Raw genomic sequence first — 21,518 nt, 5'->3', positions numbered from 1 at the left:
ACGCCGGACCGGCCCGGGGACGAGCGCGGGTGCGTCAGATCTGCGGAGTTTCGAGGACCAGCCCCGCGATGTCGATGCCGACGGCGGCGGCCTGGGTGGCGAAGGCGCCGATCATCAGGGCGGTGGCGGTCAGAACGGCGGCGACACGACGGGCAGCACGCATGGGGGACTCCCTTTTTCTGTTGCACTCGCCCGGGCCGCCTGCGGGGCTGCTCGGGCGTGATCAGGACATCCCGTGGCTGCCCGGCGGCTCGCGCCGGAATGCGGGAGGCCGGGGAAGCTCCCTCATGAGTGGGAAGTGTCCGGCGTGGCGTGCATGATCACGGACGTACACCCGTGGGAGTGAGACAGCGGTGAGCCGCCCTCAGAGCTGGTCCTCCGCCAGCTCCGCGACCCCCGTCACCCGGTGCAGCGGATACGTCCGTACCTCGTCCGCCGTGTGGTCGAACGCCGTGACGAAGCCGCCCTCGACGCGGATCGGGGCGATGAGGCGCTGGGTGGCGGTGCCCTCGGCGTTGACGTAGCCGATCCACAGGGCCTCGCCGGTGAGGACGGCGGCCTGCATGGTGGCAAGGGTCTCGGCCGGGCTGGTGCGGGGGAGGTCGCCGCCGGTGGCGGGGGTGGCCGCCGTCGGCTTGAGGGGGGTCGTGGAGGCCAGGTCGCCGGCGCGGATGGCGCGGATCGCGGCGTTCAGGAGGGTCGCGTCGGGGACCGGGGGGCCCTCCGGAACCGGCGCGGGCGCGGTGCGCGGCGGGGTGCGGTGGGCGTGGGCGCGGGAGATCAGGACTTCGCCCTCGGCGGACTCGGCGGCCGGCGCGAACCCCATCGCGCGCAGCCCGTCGAGCAGGGCGGCGGGGTCTGCCTGGGTGGCCAGGACCGTGGGGGCCAGGCGGCGCAGGCGGAGGCCCGCGGCACGCTTGTCGGCGATGATCTCGTTGAGCAGCGCGTCGTCGTCGCAGCGGACGTAGGCGGAGGCGGCACCGACGCGCAGATGACCGTGCCTGCGCGCCACGTCGTCGATCAGGTACGACAGCGGCTGCGGAACCGGCGTACGGGAGTGCTCGGCCAGGAACGTGTGCAGGTCGGAGGCGGCCCGGCCGGAGTCCAGGGCGCGGCGCACCGAGCCCGGCGTGAACCGGTAGACGGTCGCCCCGCCCTTCGACTCCACGTCGGCGAGCACCCCCAGCGTCTCCGCCAGCGGCCGCTTCAGCGGCCCCGGCGCCACCGCCGTCAGGTCGGCCTGGAGCAGCACGTGGTCCAGCGGCTCGGGGAGGAGAGGGCCCAGAAGGCGGGCGGCCGTCGCGGAGGCGGTGGCCTGTTCGGGGGGTGAGAGGGGTTCGACGGCCGGCACGGGGTGGTGGTGGACGGGGAGCTTGTCGCCGGGCCCGACGGGTTCCTCCGCTGCCGCTTTCGGTGCCGGCGCGCCCAGCAGCGCCCGTCCCTGCGTCGACATCGCGCCCCGGCCGGTCACGCCCAGCAGCTCCGCCTCCGACAGCGTCCACCGGGCGAGCCGGGCCCGCAGGTCGTCCTCCCGCTGCGGTCCGCGCAGGGGGCGCTCCCAGCTCAGGCGGGCCAGCACCGACTCGGCGGACGGCGAGGCGCCCGCCGGCAGCCCGGCCAGCAGGGTCAGCACCCGGTGCCGCACCTCGGGCGCGGCCGAGCGGTCCAGCCCCGGACCCAGCGCCGACAACGTGCGTTCCTTCACGTCCCGACCGCCCACCAGCCCGGACGTCCGCGTGGCCGTCAGCCACGCCTCGGCGAGCCCGGCCCAGCGCTGGGCCGGGGGCTGCTCCAGCCACTCGTCGTAGGCCGGTGTCGCCGCGTACCGCTCGTCGGGCTCTCCGTCGGAGGCCAACAGGCCCGCCGCGTAGGCGAGTTCGATCCAGAACGCGGCGATGGGCTCGGACACGTCGAGGGCGACGGCGGTCCGCTTCAGGTCACGGACGCTGAGCCCGCCCGCCCGCAGCACCGCGGGCCCGCCCTCGTGCCAGTCCTTCAGCAACTCCTCGACGGTCGCCAGCGCGGTGTACGCCTGTCCGGCCGCCGCCGCGTCCACAACCTGTGGACGATGGGTGGCCGCGGCCTCCACGGGGGGCGGCAGCGGCTCGGCGGCCCGGTGCGCCCGGCCACCGCGCAGATGCAGGGCCACCTCCCGGGGCAGCACGACCGTCCCCGGCGCCGTCGGCAGCAGCAGACCCCGGTCGACGAGCCAGCGCAGATGGGCCGCGGGATCCGCGGTGACCTGGCCGTACGGCGGTCCCCAGACCAACCGGGCCAGCACCTCCCGCGACTGCTCCGGGGCACCGGCGAGCAGCGCCCCCATCCGCTTCCGGTTCCTGAACAGCGCGGTGAGCGCCGCCACCGCCGAGACCGCGTCGTGCGTGGACGCCAGCCCCGCCGCCGTCACGATGTCCTGGATACGGCCCGGCGACATGCCCGAGGTCGCCTCCTGGACCGTCGGCCCCAGCCCCGTCGGCGACGGATGCTGCGGCGAGGGTGCCAGCAGCTCCCGGGCCGTACGCACGAGCCGCAGCCGGTCGTCGCCGCCCCACACCAGCGCCTGCTCGCGCAGCGTCCCGAGGGCCCGGGGCAGGGCGGCCGTGACCGCCGGGTCCCGCTCGTCGCCCGCCATCAGCCCGAGCAGTTCCTCGTACGCCGCCGGGTCCGGCGCCACCGCCAGCGCCTCCGCCGTCTGCAACGCGAACCGGTCGAGCCGCTCCAGTGCACGGACGACCGACGCGCGGGTGCCGGCGCGGGTCGCGAGCTGGGTGAGGTCGGTGGGGACGGGCGTGATGAGGTCGGGACGGGCGCGCAGGAGTGCGGCCAGGGAGGCGTCGTCCCTGGCACGGAGTGCTTCGGCGAGGGAGCGCGGCGGTGCTGCCGGGTTGCTCATCCGACCCACGGTAGCGGGTGGGTACGACGACGGGGTCCGCGTGTACCTCCCGCTGCGGGCAGTCGTGCCGCTGGGGCGATGAGGGTCCCCCCGCTCGAGCGAAGTCGAGAGTGGGGCAGGGTGGGCGCAGCGGCACCCCGCGGCGCCGGGCTGCGCGACCCACCTGCTGGCCCACCCGGCCGACGCGGCCGCCCGCGGCTACGGCATATGTGCCCACCCGCGATACCGTCGTCCGACGAGGTATCCAACGCGCCAACCCCGGAGGGGACTTCGTGGGTATCGAGAGCGACCAGGTCGTCTACGAGTATCTGAGCCGCGTCGGTGACTTGGCGCAGCAGCGGCAGCTGCCGTCGGCCACCCGGATGCGCCTGGTGTCGGAGCTGCGCAACGAGATCGACCGGCGCCGCGCGAAGGCCACCGTCGACAGCCCCGCCGCGGTCCGCCGCATCATCGACCGCCTCGGCAGCCCCGACGAGGTCGTCCAGGCCGCCGGCGGGACCGGCGGTGCGCCGCAGACGCCGGCCGCCGGCGTGCCCGTACAGCGGGACCGGGAAGCGGAGGAGGGCGGTCGCACGAAGGGGCTGCGGCGGGTCGTGCCGCGGCCGCGGCCGGCCCAGGCGTCCCCCGACCCCGGTCCGTCCGACGCGCCGTCCCCGCCGCACATGGCGAGCACGCACGAGCTCGGGGACAGCGCCACGCAGCCGGACTGGTGGCGGGTGGACAGCAGCCCGTTCGGGGTGGGCGACAGCGTGCCCGGTTTCGTCGGCGGCGTGGAGATCCCGGAGCTGCTCAGGCCTCCGCCGCCGCAGGAGGAGCCGGCGGTCGAGAAGGAGACCGCCGAAGCGCAGCACGCGCTCCCGGTCCGGCGAAAGGCCGGGACCCTCGGGAAGCTGGTCCGGCTCGGGAAGACCGCTCCCGCGCCCGTCGCGGAGGCCGTGGCCGAGGCGCCCGCCGCCCGCCGCCGCTTCCGGCTCCTGGGCGGCGGCACCGGAGGCGACGGCGGCACGGGCGGCTGGACCAACCCCTTCCTCCTGCTCGCCGCCGGACTGCTCGTCGCCGGTGCCGTGCTCGGCAACTGGATCGTCCTCGTGCTGGGCTGGGGCATCGCCTACGCGTCGCGGCGGCTGAGCGACGCCGAGACGAAGTGGGCGGTCGTGATCCTGCCCGGCCTGTCCCTGACGGCCGGTGCGGTGTGGCTGTGGGGGCGGACCGAGGACCGGTGGGGCGACCCCGTCGCCGAGGGGCACATGAACGACGCGCTCGCGCAGACCTGGCCGTGGGTGGTGCGGGGGGCGGCGGTCGCGTCGGCGCTGTTCCTGGTGTGGCGGTCGCAGCGGCGGCGATAGGCCCCGGGTACGGGCAGGGCACACGGCTCGCCTGCCGGTGACCGCGGCTGGGCACAATGGCCCATATGGCCTCCACGACCTCTCCCGCGCTGACCGTCGGCTTCGACCTCGACATGACCCTCATCGACTCCCGGCCCGGCATCCACGCCTGCTACCTGGCGCTGTCCGAGCGGACGGGGACGTACATCGACGCCGATCTGGCGGTCACCCGGCTCGGGCCGCCGCTCGCTCAGGAGCTGGTCAACTGGTTCCCGGCGGAGCGGGTCGAGCCCATGGCCGACCTGTACCGCGCGATGTACCCGGCCATCGCCATCGTGCCGACACCCGCGATGCCCGGCGCCCGCGAGGCGATAGCGGCGGTGCGGGCCGCCGGCGGACGCGCCATCGTCGTCACCGCCAAGCACGAGCCCAACGCCGAGCTGCACCTGGAGCACCTGGGCATCGCACCCGACGAGGTCATCGGCGACCTGTGGGCGGAGCAGAAGGCGGACGCGCTGCGCGAGCACGACGCGGGCGTCTACGTCGGCGACCACGTCGGGGACGTACGCGGCGCGCGGAAGGCCGGCGCGCTCTCGGTCGCGGTGGCCACCGGCCCGTGCGACCCGGACGAACTGCGGACGGCGGGCGCGGACGTCGTGCTCGACGACCTCACCGGGTTCCCCGGCTGGCTGGCGGCCTACCTCCCGGCCCGCGCCTGACGGCGCCCCGCAGCGACCGACTGGAGCACTCCGGCACCGGCCAGCAGGAAGCCGACGCCCATGAGCATGCTCAGGCCGAACATGTACGTCGGAAAGGGCGTCGTACCGAGCAGCATCGGGGCCACCGTGACCAAAGTGGCCACGGCACCGATGAAGAAGACGAGCACACCGGCGCGGATCAGTCGGTCACCGGGCTCGGCGGAATTCGTTTGGGTTTTGTCACGCACCGGACCAGGGTAGTTCCCTGCGCGAAGGAACAACCGGGCGACGTCTTGTCACCGGCCTGAAGACCATTAGCCTGGGAACCGGCGGGTCCCGACGACCCGCCCCAGTGCTATCAAGAGCCGTTTCCAGAAGCAGTTTTCCGACGAGTACGAGGACGAGGACAGACGTGCCTACCGGCAAAGTCAAGTGGTTCAACAGCGAGAAGGGCTTCGGCTTTCTCTCCCGCGACGACGGCGGTGACGTCTTCGTCCATTCCTCGGTCCTCCCCGCCGGAGTCGAGATGCTCAAGCCGGGCCAGCGAGTCGAGTTCGGTGTCGTCGCCGGCCAGCGCGGCGACCAGGCTCTTTCGGTCACCATCCTCGACCCGACGCCCTCGGTCGCGGCCGCGACCCGCAAGAAGCCGGACGAACTGGCCTCCATCGTCCAGGATCTGACGACCCTCCTCGAAAACATCACGCCGATGCTCGAAAGGGGCCGTTACCCCGACAAGGCCGCCGGCGCGAAGATCGCCGGCCTGCTGCGGGCGGTCGCCGACCAGCTCGACGTATAGCCGTTCCCTCAGGGGAAATCCAGCGCGTTCGGGCCGAGGGGCGGTACCAGCCCCTCGGCCGCCGCGCGCGTGAGCAGCCCGCGTACGGCCGCGTAACCGTCCTCGCCCAGATCCGCCGTGAATTCGTTGACGTACAGCCCGATGTGCTGGTCGGCGACGGCCGGATCCATTTCCTGGGCGTGCTCCATGACATACGGGCGGGAAACCGCGGGATCGTCCCAGGCCGCGCGGACGGACGTCCGGATCGAGTCGGCGAGCAGCCTCAGCGTCTCGGCGCCCAGCGACCGCCTGGCGATGATCGCGCCCAGCGGGATCGGCAGCCCGGTCGTGTTCTCCCAGTGCTCGCCCATGTCCGCGAGCTTGTGCAGCCCGTAGTTCTGGTACGTGAAACGCGCCTCGTGGATGACGAGTCCCGCGTCGACCTTCCCGTCCCGCACGGCGGGCATGATCTCGTGGAACGGCATCACCACGATCTCGCCCACACCTCCGGGGAGCGTGTCCGCCGCCCACAGCCGGAACAGCAGGTACGCGGTCGACCTCTCGCTCGGTACGGCGACCGTACGGCCCGTCAGGTCCCCTGGCCCGCGGGTGAGGACGAGCGGCCCGCAACCCCGGCCCAGCGCACCCCCGCACGGCAGCAGCGCGTACGCGTCGAGGACGTACGGCAGCACGGCGTACGACACCTTCAGCACGTCGGACTCGCCGCGCTCGGCCATGCCGTTGGTGATGTCGATGTCCGCGAAGCTCACGTCGAGGGCGGGCGCGCCGGGGACGCGGCCGTGGGCGAGGGCGTCGAAGGTGAAGGTGTCGTTGGGGCAGGGCGAGTACGCGATCTGCAAAGGCTGCGACGGCTGCGACGGCTCACTGGTCATGTGGGTTCCAACTCTCCAGTACGGGTGTGAGCTTCCCGAAGGCCGTCGTCAACGCGCTCAGCGCGTCACCGATGCGCCAGGCGGCCCGGTCGCGCGGGCCGACCGGGTTGGAGACGGCCCGCAGTTCGAGGACCGGCACGCGGTGGGCGGCGGCCGCCTCGGCGACGCCGAAACCCTCCATGGCCTCGGCGAGGGCGCGGGGGTGGCGCTCGCGCAGGGCGGTGGCCCGGGCGGCCGTACCGGTCACCGTCGACACGGTCAGGACGGTGCCGGGGCGCGCCCCGGTCGCCGACACGACAGCTCGTACGAGTGTTTCCGGCGGACGGTGGGTGACGGTACCGAAGCCCAGCTCGGTCACCGGCAGGAACCCGTCGGCCGTCTCGGCCCCCAGGTCGGCCGCGGTGATCTCGTCGGCGACGACGAGTGAGCCGAGGGGTGCCTCCGGCTGGAAGCCGCCGGCGATCCCGGCGGAGACGACGAGGCCGTAGGGGGCGCCTTCGAGCGCGGCCGCGGTGAGGGCGGCGGCGGTGGAGGCGGCGGCGAGGGCGGGGCCGACGCCGGCCGCGAGAAGGTCGTACCCGCCGGGCACCGGGTGGAGCGTCCCGCCCGGTATCGGCACCTCACGGGCGGTGCCCGGGAACGCGCGCGCCACCGCGTCCCGTTCGACCGGGACCGCGGTGGCTACGAGGATGCGCATGGACGACGGCGGATCAGCTGTCCGCGTTCTTCAGCTTGAAGTTCCAGGCGCCCTTGTACACCTTGCTGGCCGTCGAGTCGGTCTTGTCCTGCTCGACGATGCTGATGTTCAGTTCCTTCGGCGCGGCCTGGCCCTGCTGGTCGGCGAAGAGGTCGACGCCCTCGAAGGAGTAGTACGTCTTCTTGTAGACGTTGGTGACCTGCTGGCCGTTGATCCACAGGGCCCAGCCCGTCTCGGCCACCTCGGGGTCGACACCGATGCGCAGCGTCTCGCTCTGCGGCACCTCGATCGTGTGCGACGCCTTCTTGACGGCGCACTTGGCGGCCTCTTCCCTGCCGAGGTCCTTGCCGTCGTCGTAGCAGGCGGCCTCGGCGCTCACCGAGTCCGAGCCGACCGTCACGGTGGCGCGCGGCGTCGGCTTGTCGCAGGCCGACAGGACGAGCAGTCCGGCGGATACGGCGCCGGCGGCGGCGACGACGCGGCGGCGTCGCACTACGGATTGCAGCATGGTCATGGCTGAAGGCTATCGGGCGTGCCCACCCACCCTCCTACGCGGGGGTGCGACGTGCCGTGCGTTACGCCACCCTCGGTCGCGCGGGGCCCCCGTGGCGGGCCGACGTCAGCAGGCCCCTGACGGTGGCCAGCCAGCCGGTGGCGACGATCGCGGCGCCCACGAACAGGCCCAGCGTGCCGTTGAGAGGCATCACGATGCCGACCGCGCCGCCGAACACCCAGGACACCTGGAGGATCGTCTCGGAGCGCGCGAACGCCGACGTCCGCACCTGCTCCGGCACGTCCCGTTGGATCAGCGCGTCCAGGGACAGCTTGGCGAGAGCCTGCGCGAACCCGGCGACCGCCGCCAGACACGCCACCAGGAGCGCGCCGAAGAAGATGGCCGCCGTGATCGCCGCGGCGATCACACACGCCACCACCGTCACGATGATGAGCTCCGGCGCCTTCGACCGCAGCCACGCCCCGACCGCCGTACCGAGCGCGTTGCCCGTGCCCGCCGCGGCGATCACTATGCCCAGCGACACGGCCGCGCTCTCCCCGGTCAGCGGATGCTCCCGCAGCAGGAAGGCGAGGAAGAAGATCAGGAACCCGGACAGGCAGCGCACCCCGGCGTTGGCCCCGAGGGCGTGCGTGACGGCGATGCCGACCGTGCGCAGCCCGGGCCGCTTGACCGGCTTGAGGTGCGGCCCGTGCAGGTGCGCCTCGTCCGCGGCCAGCAGCGCCACGTCCTCGCCCTTGGCCGAGTCGACCTTCGGCGGCAGGGTGAAGGACAGGAACGTACCCACCATGAAGATCACGAAGGCGCCGTAGAGCGGCCAGCTCGACCCGATCGACTGCAGCCCCGCCGCGATCGGCGCGGCGACGCCGGTCGCGAGCAGCCCGCCGAGGGTGACCCGCGAGTTGGCCTTCACCAGGGAGAAGCGGGGTGGGAGCAGCCGGGGCACCACGGCGCTTCTGACGACCCCGTACGCCTTCGAGGCGACGAGCACCCCCAGCGCCGCCGGATACAGCTCCAGGCTGCCGCTGGCGACCGCCCCGGAGAGGATCAGCGCGAGCAGCGCCCGGGCCAGCATCGCGCCCGCCATCGCCGCCCGGCGGCCGTGCGGGATGCGGTCCAGGAGCGGGCCGATCACCGGGGCGAGGACCGTGAAGGGCGCCATCGTGATCGCGAGATAGAGCGCGACGCGCCCCCGGGCCTCGTCCGTGGGGACCGAGAAGAACACGGTGGAGGCCAACGCGACCGTGATCATCACATCCCCGGCGCCGTTCACACCGTGCAGCTCGATCAGCTTGCCGAGCCCGGACTCGCCGGCCCCGTGCGCGTGCGTCGCCTTGCGGATGCCGCGAGCGGGACCCGTCACCGGCAGATGCAGGGCACGACCGATCGCGCGGAGAGGGCCTCCTGCCCGGCCCGACCCGCTTCCTCGGCCGCTCCCCTTGCTGCCTTTGATCTCTTTGGACATCCCTTTGGACCCACCGACCCCGGTGGCACCTTCGGGAGTCTTCGCGGCTGCCACCCCGTCATAGTGCCCCGAGAAAGCCGTGTGTAGTGCGGTTACCGCGCGTATGGAGGTGCACTTCTGAAAGCGAACAGACCCGTCGGTGTAGGCCAAGCGCACGCGAACAGGTAGCGTGCGTATCTCAGCCATCCCGCAGAATGGGTGGTACAGGTGCGCCCGAGTGTGAGTGGGCGCGGACGTCGACGCGGTCCTGTGGTCCGCTCCGTCCGCCCCGCCGCCGACAGGCAGACGCACCAGAGAGACGGCGTAGGAGAGAAGCGATACCTGTGAGCGCAGCGACCACGCGAAGCCGCACCCCCGACCGCCTGTGCGCCGAGGCCGTCGACCTCGCCCGCTCCGCCGCCGAGGAGGCCGCCGCACCAGGTGTGGTCGGCGAGCACTCGGGGCTGGTGTCCGAGGGCGACCGTGTCGTCACGCACTTCTTCGAGTGCAAGGAACTCGGCTACCGGGGCTGGCGCTGGGCCGTCACGGTCGCCCGCGCCTCCCGCGCCAAGTTCGTGACCCTGGACGAGGTGGTGCTCCTGCCCGGCCCGGACGCCCTCCTCGCCCCGGAGTGGGTGCCCTGGAGCGAGCGGCTGCGCCCGGGCGACATGGGCCCCGGTGACCTCCTCCCCACCGACGCCGAGGACCTGCGCCTGGAGCCCGGCTACACCGGTGAGGACGAGCCGCTGCCGAGCTCGCCCGTCTCCGAGGAGATGGCCGAGCTGGTCGAGGCCGAGGACGCGGAGGTCACGCCGGGCGCGCCCGCGACCCTGCCCGTGGTCCCGGCCCGCGGTTCCATCGCCGCCGTCGCCGAGGAACTCGGCATGCGCCGGGCCCGCGTCCTGTCCCGCTACGGCCTGCACATCGCCGCCGACCGCTGGGAGGAGTCCTACGGCGCGAAGACCCCCATGGCCCAGGCCGCACCCGCGGCCTGCGTCAGCTGCGGTTTCCTCGTGCCGATCGGTGGCTCCCTGGGCCAGGCCTTCGGCATCTGCGCCAACGAGTTCGCCCCGGCCGACGGGCGCCTCGTCTCCCTGTCCTACGGCTGCGGAGGCCACTCCGAGGCAGCGGTCATGCCGGCTCCGCCACGGCCGGCACCCCCGGTGATCGACGAGACGACGGTGGATCCGTTCCCGCTGCGGCCGGCGCGGGACTCCGGGTCGGTACCGGATGTCTCCGACGAGGATGCGGCGGAGCTGGGGCACTCGTAAGGGGCCCGGTGGGAGTCTGATCCGGACACGGCGCCAACTCGTGTCCAGGATCGGACTCGCTCGCTACTCACCCGTGGGTCGGTCCGCGGTCTCTGAGAGGACCTGTTCCGCCGAGGTGGCGGTGATGGCGCGGTCGAACCAGAGGTCGAGGACATCAAGGTCGTCGCACGACGTGACGCGCTCGCGGTCTGCGTCCGAGACCTCGACGCCACGGCGGTCCAGCAGGTGCAGGATGCCTTCGGCCTTTGCCTGGGCGCGGCCCTCGTCACGGATTTCCTCGGAGAGATACGACTTGTAGAAGGAAAGGTCCACGGCCACCAGGTTCCTCCAGAGTTCTCCGGCCCGGCGATTGACGCCGAGGCCCTGTGCGGTGAATTCGATGATGGGGTCGGCGACGGCTTCGGGCACGTCCTGCAGAGCGGTGGAGAGGGCCTTCAGTATCCCATCGACGGCCGGTTCCTTCGCGTGGGTGATGGCGGACAGTGTGGCCAGCGCCAGGTCGGCACGGGCCTCGTCCGGATCGTTGATCACGGGCATGTTGTGCGGACCGGCCACCAGCGGGTGGAGCGTGAGGGCGGCCCACCACCGGGGCCCGATGGGTACGGGCTGGGCGGCCCACTCGGCTGTGGCCCGGTCCTGGCAGACGACCAGCAGCAGGGGCGGGGTCTTGTACTTGGTGTGCAGGAAGGACAGGTAGTACGCCCAGCTGGCGGGCTTGTTCGGGTCCTTCGCGCTCTGCGCTTCGACGGCCAGCAGGACCGGCTCCTCGCCGTCGAACCGCAGGAGTGTGTCGACGCGGCGTTCGACGGGCTGGATCTCGGTGAGGTCGGTCGGCAGAACCGTGACGGACGTGGGCTGGATGAACGGCAGCCCGAGGGCCTTGGAGACGCCGGTGAACAGGCCGGGGTACTCCTGGAAGATGCGGTGCATCGCCTCGTGGGACGAGTTGACCATGCGGTTCCTTGAGCTTGGGCGGGTCTGTGGATCCTCAGACGGGGGCGGGTGACGGGGCCCGGCAGTCGCGGCAGTGGCCGGGTGCGGGGGAGCGGAAGGCGCGGTCGCAGGCGTCGCAGGTCTGGAGTGGGTGGCGGGTGGCCGGTGGTGGCGCGGTCGGTGTGCGGAACGGGGGTGGGGGCGGCAGTTGGGCGGTGAGGCGGTGGGCCAGGAGGGCGGCGGGGCGTCGTGGGCCCTCGGGTGGGAGATCCGCGGTCAGGGCGTGGCGTACGGCGGTGGGGGTGACGTCGCGTTCCAGCCAGGCGGCGACGCCCGGGGCCAGGTGGGCCGTGTCGCAGGTGGACAGGAGCAGGCAGGGGTCGTGGCGGCGGAGGTCGGCGAGGAGGTCCGTGGCCCTCTGGAGGAGGGCGGGGGCGGGATGCGCAGGGCTCGGGACGGCGGGGAGGGGCTTTCGGGGTGCCCGTTTCCTCGGGGCGGGGTGTGCGGGGTGTGCGACGGGCTCGTGGTCGGCGTCGCGGTGCCGTCCGGGCTGGTTGCAGGAGACGGTCCGGGTGATGATGCGGCCGCCGGGGGCGCGTACGCGGGTGCGGCGCAGGTAGCCGTGGGCCTCCAGCTCCCGCAGGGCGGCGGCGATGCGGGTCGCGCCCTCGGGGAAGCGGGCGGCGAGTGTCTTGATGTCGACGCGGGCGCCCTTGGGCAGGGACTGGATGTGGGCGCCGAGCCCGATCGCGAGGAGCGAGAGCTCGGGGTGCTGGGCGAGGTGGTTGCCGATCACCGTGAAGCGGGTGGTGTGGCGGGTGTGGTCGTGGTCCAGGCCGCCGCCGGGGTGGGCGTGCCGGTGGGGGTGGTTTTTGCCCGCGGGCCGGGACTGGGCGTGCGAGGGCACGCTAATGTCGTGCGTATCCATCAGGAAGGTGCTTTCTTCCTCGTTGGTCAGGCCCTCGCATTGGGATGCCAGTCCCGGCGGGGGCCGTCGCATGTCTGCGGTTGTGTTGCGCTGAGAGTAGGGCCGGCAACCTGCCGGAAAGCCAGCCGAGTTGGCGATGTTCACTCGCCCGGGTGAGGTGGCGTGCGGCGCGGCGGGAGGGTGGGGTGGGGCTTGGTGGGGGTGCTTTCACCTCGTGGTTCTTTGGGGAAGGCGCCCCTGTCACCGAAGCCCGCGTTTCTGGGTTCCGGTGGGAGATTCAGCTCCGCCCAGACGGTCTTGCGCGGGTGCGGCCCCCGGGTGACGCCCCAGCGGTCGGCAAGCGCCTCGACGAGGACGAGCCCTCGGCCTGACTCGGCGTCGGGGTCGGGGACTTGGAGGCTGGGCAGGCGGTCGACGCAGGTGTCGGTGACCTCGATGCGGAGGGTGTCGGCGACGACGTAGAGGCTTGGAAGTCCCGACCGGGGACGCGGCTGTGGGTGGCGGCGTTGGCGGCGAGTTCGGCGACGAGGTGGCGTGCCGGGTCCAGGGGGAGCTGCCACGAGCGCAGTTGCTCGGTGGCGAGCAGGCGGGCGAGGCGGGCTCCGCGGGGCGTGGGGGACAGCTGCACGCTGAAGTTGCGAGCGGGGGCGGCGGTTTCGTGGATCACGTCACTCAGAGTGGCCGTCCGCGCCTACCGTGAACAGTGACGACTCCGTTGCGTACGGTGACTGTCCGGACGTTGTCCGGTGGTGTCCGGGCTGTCCGGAACGGCCGTACGGGTAGGGGCGTCGAGGCACGGTCGTACGACGGAGGGGTGCGGGATGCAGCAGGTGGACGGTCACGCGGGGCGGCTCAAGACCGAGGCGGACGAGCCGGGTTGGGAGGTCGACCCGGACGACGACTGGGGTGTGGCGGTCGTCGCCACGGTGGGGCGGCAGCTGAGGCTGCGGCGGGAGGCGGTGGAGATGCGGGCCGCCGACTTCGGGGAGGCGGTCGGGTACGGCGAGGACATGGTCTACAAGATCGAGGCCGGGAAGCGGATCCCCCGTCCCGAGTACCTGGACAGGGCGGACGAGGTGCTGGCGGCGGGCGGGCTGCTCGCCGCGATGAAGGAGGACGTTAGGAAGGTCCGGTACCCGAAGAAGGTGCGGGACCTGGCGCAGATGGAGGCGAAGGCTGTCGAGCTTCAGCTGTACGACCCGCTGAACGTCCACGGGCTGTTGCAGACGCCGGAATACGCACGAGGGCTGCTGCTGATGCGGCGCCCCGCGTACACCGAGGACGAGGTGGAGCGGTTCATCGCCGCACGGGTGGCCCGCAAGGCGGTCTTCGAGCGGGACCCCGTGCCTGAACTCAGCTTCGTCCTGGAGGAGTGGACGCTTCGCCGCCCGCTCGGGGGGAGGGCGGTGCTGCGACGCCAGCTCGAACATCTGCTGGTCACCGGGCGGTTGCGGAACGTCGAGCTTCAGGTGATGCCGATGGATCGCGAGGAGCACGCCGGGCTTGCGGGCGGGATCGAGGTGCTGAAATTCGCCGATGGCTTGGCGATGGGCCGATCGCCGGCCGTGGCCAACGGCCGACCCGTGTCTGAGCCCAGGCAGCTCCGTATCCTTGAACTTCGGTATGGCATCATCCGGGCGCAGGCTCTCACGCCGCGTGAGTCCGCCGCCTTCATCGAGCAACTGCTGGGGGAAACATGAGCCGTAACACCTCGGCCGGGGGCGCGTCCGACCTGGCGTGGTTCAAGAGCAGCTACAGCAGCAGCAGCGAGGGCGACTCCTGCGTCGAGATCGCCCCGACCCTCGACACCATCCATGTCCGCGACTCCAAGCACACCGAGGGCCCGCGGCTCGCCGTCACTCCGGCCGCGTGGGTCGACTTCGTGACGTACGCGTCCGAGGGCTGACCGGGGTGCGCCTTACGTAGGGAACTCGCCCAGCCAGGCACGGTTCAGCAACTGGCTTGGGACGTAGTCGGATTCGACGTCGATCGGGAAACCGGCGTCATGGGCAAGACAGGCGATGGCGAGAGGGCCGAGCGCAAGGTAGCCCTCGACGGTTTTTTCACGTTCCTCGGACGCCGTCCAGAACGACTTGTGAAGTTCCAGTGCTTCGACAAGAGCTTGATTGAAACCTTCGTGATCTTTGCGAAGGAAGTACTGGAAGAGGTTGATCGGTTGGTACAGGATCTTGTCCAGGACTTCTCGGTCGGCGATCAGTGCGACATCCGGGGAGGACGTCTGAATCGTGGTGACGAGCTTGTCGCCGAGTCCCGGACGCTCCAACCAGTATGTCTGCAAGGAATCGATCCAGTGGTAGACGTACTCGTCGTAATCGGTGCCCGAAGTGCGCAGGGTGTCGAGTGAGATCTCGCACAACTGGCTCATGCGGTCCTGCTCGCGGCAGACGACGGACAACCAGAACGCCGTGAGCCAGTTACCCGGCTTGATGTAGGGCTGCCGTCCGGTTGACGGAATGATGCGCATCTCGTCGGCGATGCGGCATTCCACCACACCCTCGGTTCGACTCGACGCGGCGAACATTGCGGAGCTCACTTGCATCGCCGTGACGACTGCCTCCCAGGTTGCCAGCAGGGAGGCATCGGGATTGGCCGCGAGGCGGGCCTGCAGATGTGTCATCGCCTTGCTCAGCGTGAAGTCGAACATGTGTGGTTTCTGCTCGAGCATGGAAATGGACCTGGTGAGTCCGTCACCCAGTCGCTGCGCGTACGCCTGGTCGTCCGGGCCAGGGCTCCCGTGCCGATCCACCCTCACTGTCACCCCTTGCTCCCGTCACCCGATGTCGAACTGGTGCGTTTCGTAGCCAGCGTACTTGGCGCCGTCGGACTTCCCCATGACAAGGATGTAATCAAGCTTGCCTTCCGCAAGGGCCATCTCCAGTTCATCTGCCAACAGGTCTTCGCTGGGATGGTCACGGCCTCGCAGCCGCATCTCTTTGAGGATGTCCTTGAAGTATTCGCGCGTGCCTTGCATGGCTCTTCCGCCGCCATCCTCCGGGGGTATCCGGCGAGAGCCCAGATCTGTCGTGATGTCGGATTTCGCCTCCACGACCACGAACCCGCCGTCTTCGCGACGCCACACCTGGTCGAACTGATCGTTTCCATTGGCCGGCCCGTACAGTGTTTCTTTGGTGGAATTCGGGTAATGCTCGGAAATGAACTGACGTTCCGCGATCATCTCGCCGTAGGCTTCGGCCGCCTTGGTCCTCGAGTTCATTGCAGACCGGTATTCGTTTCCTGCATCGCGCTGCATCAGGTCCGAGTCGTCCAAACCCGTGATGCCATTCCTGTGTCGCTCGGCGCTCATGGAATAGTCGATCGAACTCCTGCGATGGGCTGCCGCCTCGTCCAACTGCTGCAGTGTTTCCGGGCTCAGCACTTCGTGCCGCCCTCGGCCTATCTCAGCGCCATCAACGTACTTCTGGGGGATGGGAGGCGGTGCATCGGACGCCGCGGTCTTGACCCCGGTGACGGGGTCCACGTGCAGTTGGACCGGCACAAGGGTGCTCTCGTCAGCGATGGTCGTCCTGATTCGACGACCGTCGTTGTAGTAGTAGCGCTCGAAGTATCCCGGCTCGTGATTGGCGCGGTAGACCTGAATTTCCTTGACCTGGTCCGGAGTGAGTGAGCCCTTCGGACCGTACGGGTTGTCGCCATCCCGCATGAAGGGGGGACGTTCAGGACTGGACGTGTGGCCAGGTGTCGGCTGGTCTTCGCCGTGCCTCCCTGCATCACCAAGCGCATCGTCGTCGGCCTTGCCGAGGTTGTCCAGGTTGCTGCCGCCTGGGGGTACCTCGTGGCCATGCCCCGGCAACCCGTCGGTGCCACTGCCACCCGGTACGTCGTGCCCACTGGATCTGGTACCACCATTGCGCAGGTCGTCGGTGTGGCCGCCGGGCAGACGGTCGCTGGTTCCTGTGCCGGGGATCGCCCTGTCCGGAGTTCCGCCCGGGCCACGGGGGTCGATGCTGTTCGTCGGGAGATGGTCGCCAACTCCGCCGCCTGGCAGGTTGTCTCCAGCGCTGCTGCCGGGAAGGTGGTTGCCGACGCCGCCGGAGAAATCATCTGCGGCATGGATTGCCGGGGTGACGGGGGCGTTGTCGCCTACGCGGCCGACGTCGCCGAGGTCGTTGCCCACGCTGGCACCCAGCCGCACCGGCTGGCCGGCTTGGTCGGCGGTGTGGGTGCCCGTGCCGACCAGGGCGGGTTCCTTCACGGGGGTGCCCACGTCGGGCACGTCCGCGCCTGCGGCCGGGGTGCCGGAGGCGGGCTTGTCGACGACGTCGGTCGGTGCGTTGTGGACGTTGTCGATCACGTTGCCGTGCTGGTCGAGGAGGTTGCCGTTGCCGTCCATGTAGTGGGCCGGGGAGCCGTCCACGCTCGGCAGTTTCGTCGTGCCCGGGGGGAGGGTCACGGTGTCGTGGGGGAGTTGGACGGTGCCGTCCGGCAGTCGGGTCGCGCCCTGCGGGATCGCCGTGCCCTCGGGCAGCCTCACCGTGCCGTCCGGGAGGGTCAACGTGCCCTCCGGCAGGGCGAAGGCGCCCTCCGGGAGAGGCGGGACGTGGATCGCGCCCACGCCCCGCAGTCCCTTGCTGATGTCGCCGATCTTCGACAGGCCCGCGCCGGCGGCCTTGGCGACGTAGGTCATGGGGTCCACGAAGTGGCTCGCCTTGCCCGCCACCGACAGCGCCTTCGCCGCCGCGCCCGCCTTGCCCGCGCCCGACACCCCGGCACCCGCACCACCCGTGAACACCGTCGTCAGCACGTTGAAGGTGACCGCTCCGGCGGCGCGGCCGGGGTTCCTGCCCCACTCGTCCCATGCCAGCAGGGCCTTGCCCGTCTCCTTCATCGCGGTGCGCGAATCGCGGATGGAGGCGGGGAGTTGGTCCTCGGGCAGCAGCCAGAACGCCGTGCCCAGGATCGGGTTCAAGGTGAGGCCGATGCCGGCGCCGAGTTGCGCGAGGCCCTTCCATGCCTGGCCCATCGCGTCCCAGCCGCCGAAGCCCACCAGCGTGCCCAGGCCTTTGACGGTGCCCCAGACGCCGTCGACGATGAACCCGTCCCACACGAACGACTTCACCCAGTGGCCGACCTCGTACCAGTGGTGCTTCTCCTCCACCGGGTCACCCCAGGGCACCTTGGCGTTCTTCATGTCGTCCGCGGAGAAGCCGTACTGGTCCTTGCGGTCGGAGCCGTCCCCGGCGACCATCTGCGTGCCGCCCCACAAGGCGGTGATCTTGTTGTGGCAGGTGCGTTCCGCCGCCCAGAACGCCGCCACCGTCGCGGTGATCTCGTCCCGGATCCGGTTGTGTTCGTCGACCTTGTCCTCGTCGTACTCCCACTCGTCGTCGTCCCTGACCGACGTCACGAACGTCCCGGCCCTGGCCTTGAGCTCCTTCAGTCTGGCCGCCAGGGGGCGGACCTCGGTGGCATACGACGACAGGGCACCGGTCACCGTCTCAAGGTCGTCGGCGAACGCGTCCGCGCGGTCCGCGACCGGCTTCGTCTTCGCGAAGAGCACCTCCGCCTCCGACGCGACGTAGTACGCCGACAGGCCCTGGAACCGGGAGTGGACGTCCTCGCCGGTCCTACGGACGTTGCCCGCATCCTTGTTCAAGTCCGCGCAGTCGGTCTCCAGCTGATCCAAGTCGCCCTGGAACTGCGGTATTTCCCCCGGCTTGAGCACCCCGCCACTCGCCCCCACTGCTCCCACACGCCACCGACTCGATCATCTGTATCAATCGGCGCGTTGCATCCGCAATCCGGTTCTGGCCAAAGGTTGCCGCCCGGGGGCTGCTCACTTACGTGCGGTCCCTGCTCCGGGGCCGCCCCCGGCACGCCGACGGCCCCGATCCGCCCAGGCGGCCCACGCACCCCCGCCCTCCGAGCGGTACCTTCATCGTCACGCCGATGAGGAGAGTCAACGTGAGTAAGTTCGTGCGGCCCGCGGCCGAGGGTGCTGACCCCTTCGGGACCGCCCGTCTCAGGCGAGGCGTACTCGACGCCTGGGCCACCAGCCCCGCTCGCTTCCGCGAGGACGCAAACGCCGAGGAGGATCTTGTCCTCGGCGGGTACAGGGACCGGCTCGTCGTGGAGCTCGCTCAGAATGCCGCCGATGCGGCTGCCAGGGCAGGGGTGCCCGGCCGGCTCCGGCTCACCCTTCGTGAGGGTGTCCTCGTGGCCGCCAACACCGGTGCCCCCCTCGACGCGGCGGGTGTGGAGTCCCTGGCCACCCTCCGCGCCTCCGCCAAGCGCGACACCCCCTCCATCGGCCGTTTCGGCGTCGGGTTCGCGGCCGTTCTCTCCGTCACCGACGAGCCCGCGGTCGTCGGGCGGCACGGCGGTGTCCGCTGGTCCCTCGCCGAGGCCCGGGAGCTGGCCGCGGACGTCGCCCGGCACAGTCCGGGGCTGGGAGACGAGGTCCGCCGGCGCGACGGGCATGTTCCCCTGCTGCGGCTGCCGTTCGCCGCCGAGGGCACCGCTCCCGACCCGTACGACACGGCCGTCATCCTGCCCCTGCGCGACCCGGCCGCCGCCGATCTCGCCGGACGCCTCCTCGCCGCCGTGGACGACGCCCTGCTCCTCGCCCTGCCGGGGCTGGAGGAGGTCGTGATCGAGGTCGAGGGGGACGCCCCGCGGACGCTGCGGCGTCGGACCGACGGCGACTTCACCGTCGTAGAGGACTCGCGGGACGGTACGACCCGCTGGCGTACCGCCGTGGGGCACGGGCCGCTCACGCCCGACCTGCTCGCCGACCGGCCCGTCGAGGAACGTTTGCGACCGCACTGGTCGGTCACCTGGGCCGTGCCGGTCGACGAGGACGGCACGCCCGCCCGGCCCCGCACCACCCCCTTCGTGCACGCCCCCACTCCGAGCGACGAGCCCCTGGGCGTCCCCGCCCTTCTCATCGCGTCCCTGCCACTGGACACGACCCGTCGGCACGCGGCCCCCGGTCCGCTGACCGACTTCCTCGTGCAGCGGGCGGCCGACGCGTACGCCGGACTCCTCGCCGACTGGCGCCCGGTGACCGCCGGCATCATCGGCCTCGTGCCCGGCCCGCTGGGCAAGGGCGAGCTGGACGGGGCGCTGCGCCAGGCGATCCTGGAGCGGTTGCCGCGGACCTCCTTCCTGCCGCCGGCCACAGAGCCCTCGGCAGATGCCGCAGCAGATGCCGCAGCAGAGCCCTCAGCGGATGCCTCAGAGGACGACGACCTGCCCGTGGCCCTGCGTCCCCGTGACGCCGAGATCGTCGAGGGCGCCGGATCCGACACCGTCCGTGTGCTGGCCGAGGTGCTGCCCACCCTCCTGCCCGCCGGGCTCGAACGGCGGGTGGAGCTGCGGACGTTGGGGGTCGCGCGGGTTCCGCTGACCGACGCCGTCGACCGGCTGGCCGGGCTGGAGAAGGAGCCCGACTGGTGGCGGCGGCTGTACGACAGCCTGGCCGGGGTCGATCCGGACCGGCTGTCCGGGCTGCCCGTGCCGCTCGCCGACGGCCGGACCACCATCGGGCCCCGGCAGGTGCTGCTGCCCACCGCCGACGCCGCCCGCATCGACCCCGAAGTCCTCGCCCGGCTCGGCCTCAAGGTCGCCCACCCGGACGCCGCCCACCCCCTGCTGGAGAAGCTGGGCGCCCTCCCGGCGACGGCCCGGGCCGTGCTCACGACCCCGCAGGTCCGGGCCGCCGTGGCCGCCTCCCTCGACGACGAGGGCGGACTGGACTGGGAGCAGGACGCGCCCGACGCCGAGGAACTGGCCGACACCGTCCTCGCGCTGGTCCGGGACGCGGACCTGGAGCCGGGCGACGAGCCCTGGCTCGGTGCCCTCGCCCTCCCCGACGAGGACGGGGAACTGTCCCCGGCGAGCGAACTCGTCTTCCCCGGAAGCCCGTTCCACCAGGTCATGCGCGAGGACGAACTCGCCTCCATCGACCCCGAGCTGGCCGACAGGTGGGGCGAGCAGCCGTTGGCCGCCTGTGGCGTCCTCGCCAACTTCGCCCTGGTCCGCGCCACCGACGTGGTCCTCGACCCGGACGAACTGGAGCCCCGCGACAGCGACTTCGCCGAGCCGGACGACGTCGGTCTGCTCGACGCCGTCGACGTGTGGTGCGAGGACATCCTCGACCGCTTCCCGGACACGCCCGTACCGCCCGTCGCCACCGAGCTGGTCGCCGTGCGCGACCTGGACCTGGTGGACGACGACAAATGGCCGCAGGCGCTCGCGCTCCTCTCCAAGCCGCCCTTGCGTGACGCGCTCACCCAGCAGGTGCGGATGCTGCTGCCGGACGGCACGCACGAGGTCGTACGGCCTTACACCGCTTGGTGGTTGCGCGGGCACCCGGTGCTCGACGGCCGCCGCCCCGCCGGGCTCCTCGCCGCCGGCGGCGACCCGCTTCTGCACGGGCTGTACGACGAGGCCGACGCGGCCGGGTTCGACGACGAGCAGGTGCTGCGGGCGCTGGGCGTACGGACGTCCGTGGCCGCGTTGCTCGACGAGCCCGGCGGCGCCGCCGAACTCCTCGACCGGCTCGCCGATCCGGACCGGGACGTCACCGGTGCCCAACTGCACGCCCTGTACAGCGCGTTGGCCGAGCTGGACCCTGAGCAGGTGACCCTGCCGGACGAGCTGCGCGCCGTCGTCGACGGGCGGGTCGAGGTGGTCGACGCGGCCGACGCCGTGGTCGTCGACTCGCCCGACCTGCTGCCCTTCACCGAGGGCGTCCCGCTGCTGCCCGTACGGCCCGCCCGGGCCGCCGAGCTGGCCGAACTGTTCCAGGTGCGCCGGCTGAGCGAGTCCGTCACCGGAGGAGTCGACTCCGAGGGCACCGAACACGACGTACCGGAGTCGGTGCGGCTGCTGCTGGGGGCGCGGACCCCTGCCACGTACGTCGAGCACGAGGAACTCTTCGTCGACGGCGTGGAGATCGACTGGCGCCTGACGAACGACGGCACCCTGCACGCCGCGACCCTGGAGGGCGTCGCCGCGGGCCTCGCCTGGGCGGCGGGGCAGTGGCCCCGGCGGTTCGAGGTGGCCGCGCTGATGGAGGATCCGTCGCGGACGGGGGAGCTGGCGCGGGATCGCTGGTTCGACTGATGCGATGACGTCTCATGACGTGACATGACGTGACGTGGCTAC

Annotated in this window: 18 protein-coding genes and 1 pseudogene; 7 read left to right on the top strand and 12 right to left on the bottom strand. The window is 71.7% G+C overall.

Translation table 11 applies throughout. The features are described from left to right. Nucleotides 1–34 precede the first annotated feature (34 nt). Together KUM49_RS49790 and KUM49_RS12950 are read right to left on the bottom strand one after the other, a co-directional pair. Nucleotides 35–163 carry a hypothetical protein gene (locus KUM49_RS49790; protein WP_302185430.1) on the bottom strand — a complete coding sequence of 43 codons (129 nt, stop codon included), beginning with the start codon at nucleotides 161–163 and terminating at the stop codon, nucleotides 35–37. A 201-nt stretch (nucleotides 164–364) separates the two neighbouring features. After that, entirely contained in the window at nucleotides 365–2,893 is a 2,529-nt protein-coding gene (locus tag KUM49_RS12950; protein WP_217236939.1) for a helicase C-terminal domain-containing protein, read from the bottom strand. Nucleotides 2,894–3,165: 272 nt separating this feature from the next. Between KUM49_RS12950 and KUM49_RS12945 the strand changes: the two genes are divergently transcribed. Continuing rightward, complete coding sequence (locus tag KUM49_RS12945) at nucleotides 3,166–4,239, top strand: hypothetical protein (RefSeq protein WP_217236938.1); 1,074 nt, start codon at nucleotides 3,166–3,168, stop codon at nucleotides 4,237–4,239. A 65-nt stretch (nucleotides 4,240–4,304) separates the two neighbouring features. Next, complete coding sequence (locus tag KUM49_RS12940; RefSeq protein ID WP_217236937.1) at nucleotides 4,305–4,937, top strand: HAD family hydrolase; 633 nt, start codon at nucleotides 4,305–4,307, stop codon at nucleotides 4,935–4,937. Here the strand turns inward: KUM49_RS12940 and KUM49_RS12935 are convergent. Further along, nucleotides 4,916–5,164 (bottom strand): hypothetical protein, encoded by a 249-nt coding sequence (locus KUM49_RS12935; protein WP_217236936.1) that lies wholly within the window; start codon nucleotides 5,162–5,164, stop codon nucleotides 4,916–4,918. The genes KUM49_RS12940 and KUM49_RS12935 overlap by 22 nt on opposite strands. A gap of 164 nt (nucleotides 5,165–5,328) precedes the next feature. Between KUM49_RS12935 and KUM49_RS49785 the strand changes: the two genes are divergently transcribed. Then, on the top strand, nucleotides 5,329–5,712 hold the full coding sequence (locus tag KUM49_RS49785; protein WP_217236935.1) for a cold-shock protein: 384 nt from the start codon (nucleotides 5,329–5,331) through the stop codon (nucleotides 5,710–5,712). Between the two features lie 8 nt (nucleotides 5,713–5,720). On the opposite strand, the gene KUM49_RS12925 is transcribed toward KUM49_RS49785, so the two are convergent. The 4 genes from KUM49_RS12925 to KUM49_RS12910 form a co-directional block, all read right to left on the bottom strand. Then, complete coding sequence (locus tag KUM49_RS12925; protein ID WP_217236934.1) at nucleotides 5,721–6,584, bottom strand: 1,4-dihydroxy-6-naphthoate synthase; 864 nt, start codon at nucleotides 6,582–6,584, stop codon at nucleotides 5,721–5,723. Continuing rightward, a complete protein-coding gene (locus tag KUM49_RS12920) occupies nucleotides 6,574–7,281 on the bottom strand; it encodes a futalosine hydrolase (protein WP_217236933.1) in 708 nt (235 codons plus the stop codon). The genes KUM49_RS12925 and KUM49_RS12920 overlap by 11 nt, the downstream gene beginning before the upstream one ends. A gap of 13 nt (nucleotides 7,282–7,294) precedes the next feature. After that, on the bottom strand, nucleotides 7,295–7,795 hold the full coding sequence (locus KUM49_RS12915) for a hypothetical protein (protein ID WP_217236932.1): 501 nt from the start codon (nucleotides 7,793–7,795) through the stop codon (nucleotides 7,295–7,297). 61 nt (nucleotides 7,796–7,856) lie between these two features. Continuing rightward, nucleotides 7,857–9,311 carry an MFS transporter gene (locus tag KUM49_RS12910; protein ID WP_217236931.1) on the bottom strand — a complete coding sequence of 485 codons (1,455 nt, stop codon included), beginning with the start codon at nucleotides 9,309–9,311 and terminating at the stop codon, nucleotides 7,857–7,859. 269 nt (nucleotides 9,312–9,580) lie between these two features. On the opposite strand from KUM49_RS12910, the gene KUM49_RS12905 reads away from it, so the two are divergent. Continuing rightward, a complete protein-coding gene (locus KUM49_RS12905) occupies nucleotides 9,581–10,507 on the top strand; it encodes a DUF3027 domain-containing protein (RefSeq protein WP_217236930.1) in 927 nt (308 codons plus the stop codon). A gap of 63 nt (nucleotides 10,508–10,570) precedes the next feature. Here KUM49_RS12905 and KUM49_RS12900 read toward each other — a convergent pair whose 3' ends face one another. The 3 genes and pseudogenes from KUM49_RS12900 to KUM49_RS48255 form a co-directional block, all read right to left on the bottom strand. Beyond that, on the bottom strand, nucleotides 10,571–11,461 hold the full coding sequence (locus KUM49_RS12900; protein ID WP_217236929.1) for a hypothetical protein: 891 nt from the start codon (nucleotides 11,459–11,461) through the stop codon (nucleotides 10,571–10,573). 34 nt (nucleotides 11,462–11,495) lie between these two features. Beyond that, on the bottom strand, nucleotides 11,496–12,368 hold the full coding sequence (locus KUM49_RS12895) for a helix-turn-helix domain-containing protein (protein ID WP_217236928.1): 873 nt from the start codon (nucleotides 12,366–12,368) through the stop codon (nucleotides 11,496–11,498). Between the two features lie 260 nt (nucleotides 12,369–12,628). After that, nucleotides 12,629–12,996: pseudogene (locus KUM49_RS48255) on the bottom strand (ATP-binding protein); the annotation flags it as partial. A gap of 193 nt (nucleotides 12,997–13,189) precedes the next feature. On the opposite strand from KUM49_RS48255, the gene KUM49_RS12890 reads away from it, so the two are divergent. After that, entirely contained in the window at nucleotides 13,190–14,068 is an 879-nt protein-coding gene (locus KUM49_RS12890; protein WP_217236927.1) for a helix-turn-helix transcriptional regulator, read from the top strand. Continuing rightward, entirely contained in the window at nucleotides 14,065–14,274 is a 210-nt protein-coding gene (locus KUM49_RS12885) for a DUF397 domain-containing protein (protein WP_217236926.1), read from the top strand. Before KUM49_RS12890 ends, KUM49_RS12885 begins: the two co-directional genes overlap by 4 nt. Before the next feature lie 12 nt (nucleotides 14,275–14,286). On the opposite strand, the gene KUM49_RS12880 is transcribed toward KUM49_RS12885, so the two are convergent. Both KUM49_RS12880 and KUM49_RS48250 read right to left on the bottom strand, forming a co-directional pair. Beyond that, entirely contained in the window at nucleotides 14,287–15,033 is a 747-nt protein-coding gene (locus KUM49_RS12880) for an immunity 49 family protein (RefSeq protein ID WP_254401149.1), read from the bottom strand. Nucleotides 15,034–15,159: 126 nt separating this feature from the next. After that, the gene (locus KUM49_RS48250) at nucleotides 15,160–17,907 is read right to left on the bottom strand and encodes a hypothetical protein (protein WP_374200150.1); all 2,748 of its coding nucleotides are present in this window, start codon (nucleotides 17,905–17,907) and stop codon (nucleotides 15,160–15,162) included. Between the two features lie 404 nt (nucleotides 17,908–18,311). Here KUM49_RS48250 and KUM49_RS12870 point away from each other — a divergent pair, with 404 nt between their 5' ends. Further along, nucleotides 18,312–21,476 (top strand): sacsin N-terminal ATP-binding-like domain-containing protein, encoded by a 3,165-nt coding sequence (locus KUM49_RS12870; protein WP_217236924.1) that lies wholly within the window; start codon nucleotides 18,312–18,314, stop codon nucleotides 21,474–21,476. Nucleotides 21,477–21,518: the final 42 nt, after the last annotated feature.

Origin of the sequence: Streptomyces sp. AC555_RSS877 (assembly GCF_019049245.1) — a bacterium.
Lineage (GTDB): Bacteria > Actinomycetota > Actinomycetes > Streptomycetales > Streptomycetaceae > Streptomyces.
Note: the sequence above shows the minus strand (reverse complement) of the source record. Positions and strands in the feature narration are given on the sequence as shown.

Coding starts and splice junctions, on each gene's coding strand:
- KUM49_RS12920 (WP_217236933.1), bottom strand. CDS start 7,281: ATGCGCATCCTCGTAGCCACCGCGGTCCCGGTCGAACGGGACGCGGTG.
- KUM49_RS12950 (WP_217236939.1), bottom strand. CDS start 2,893: ATGAGCAACCCGGCAGCACCGCCGCGCTCCCTCGCCGAAGCACTCCGT.
- KUM49_RS49790 (WP_302185430.1), bottom strand. CDS start 163: ATGCGTGCTGCCCGTCGTGTCGCCGCCGTTCTGACCGCCACCGCCCTG.
- KUM49_RS12925 (WP_217236934.1), bottom strand. CDS start 6,584: ATGACCAGTGAGCCGTCGCAGCCGTCGCAGCCTTTGCAGATCGCGTAC.
- KUM49_RS12940 (WP_217236937.1), top strand. CDS start 4,305: ATGGCCTCCACGACCTCTCCCGCGCTGACCGTCGGCTTCGACCTCGAC.
- KUM49_RS12900 (WP_217236929.1), bottom strand. CDS start 11,461: ATGGTCAACTCGTCCCACGAGGCGATGCACCGCATCTTCCAGGAGTAC.
- KUM49_RS12890 (WP_217236927.1), top strand. CDS start 13,190: ATGCAGCAGGTGGACGGTCACGCGGGGCGGCTCAAGACCGAGGCGGAC.
- KUM49_RS12895 (WP_217236928.1), bottom strand. CDS start 12,368: ATGGATACGCACGACATTAGCGTGCCCTCGCACGCCCAGTCCCGGCCC.
- KUM49_RS12915 (WP_217236932.1), bottom strand. CDS start 7,795: ATGACCATGCTGCAATCCGTAGTGCGACGCCGCCGCGTCGTCGCCGCC.
- KUM49_RS12885 (WP_217236926.1), top strand. CDS start 14,065: ATGAGCCGTAACACCTCGGCCGGGGGCGCGTCCGACCTGGCGTGGTTC.
- KUM49_RS12880 (WP_254401149.1), bottom strand. CDS start 15,033: ATGTTCGACTTCACGCTGAGCAAGGCGATGACACATCTGCAGGCCCGC.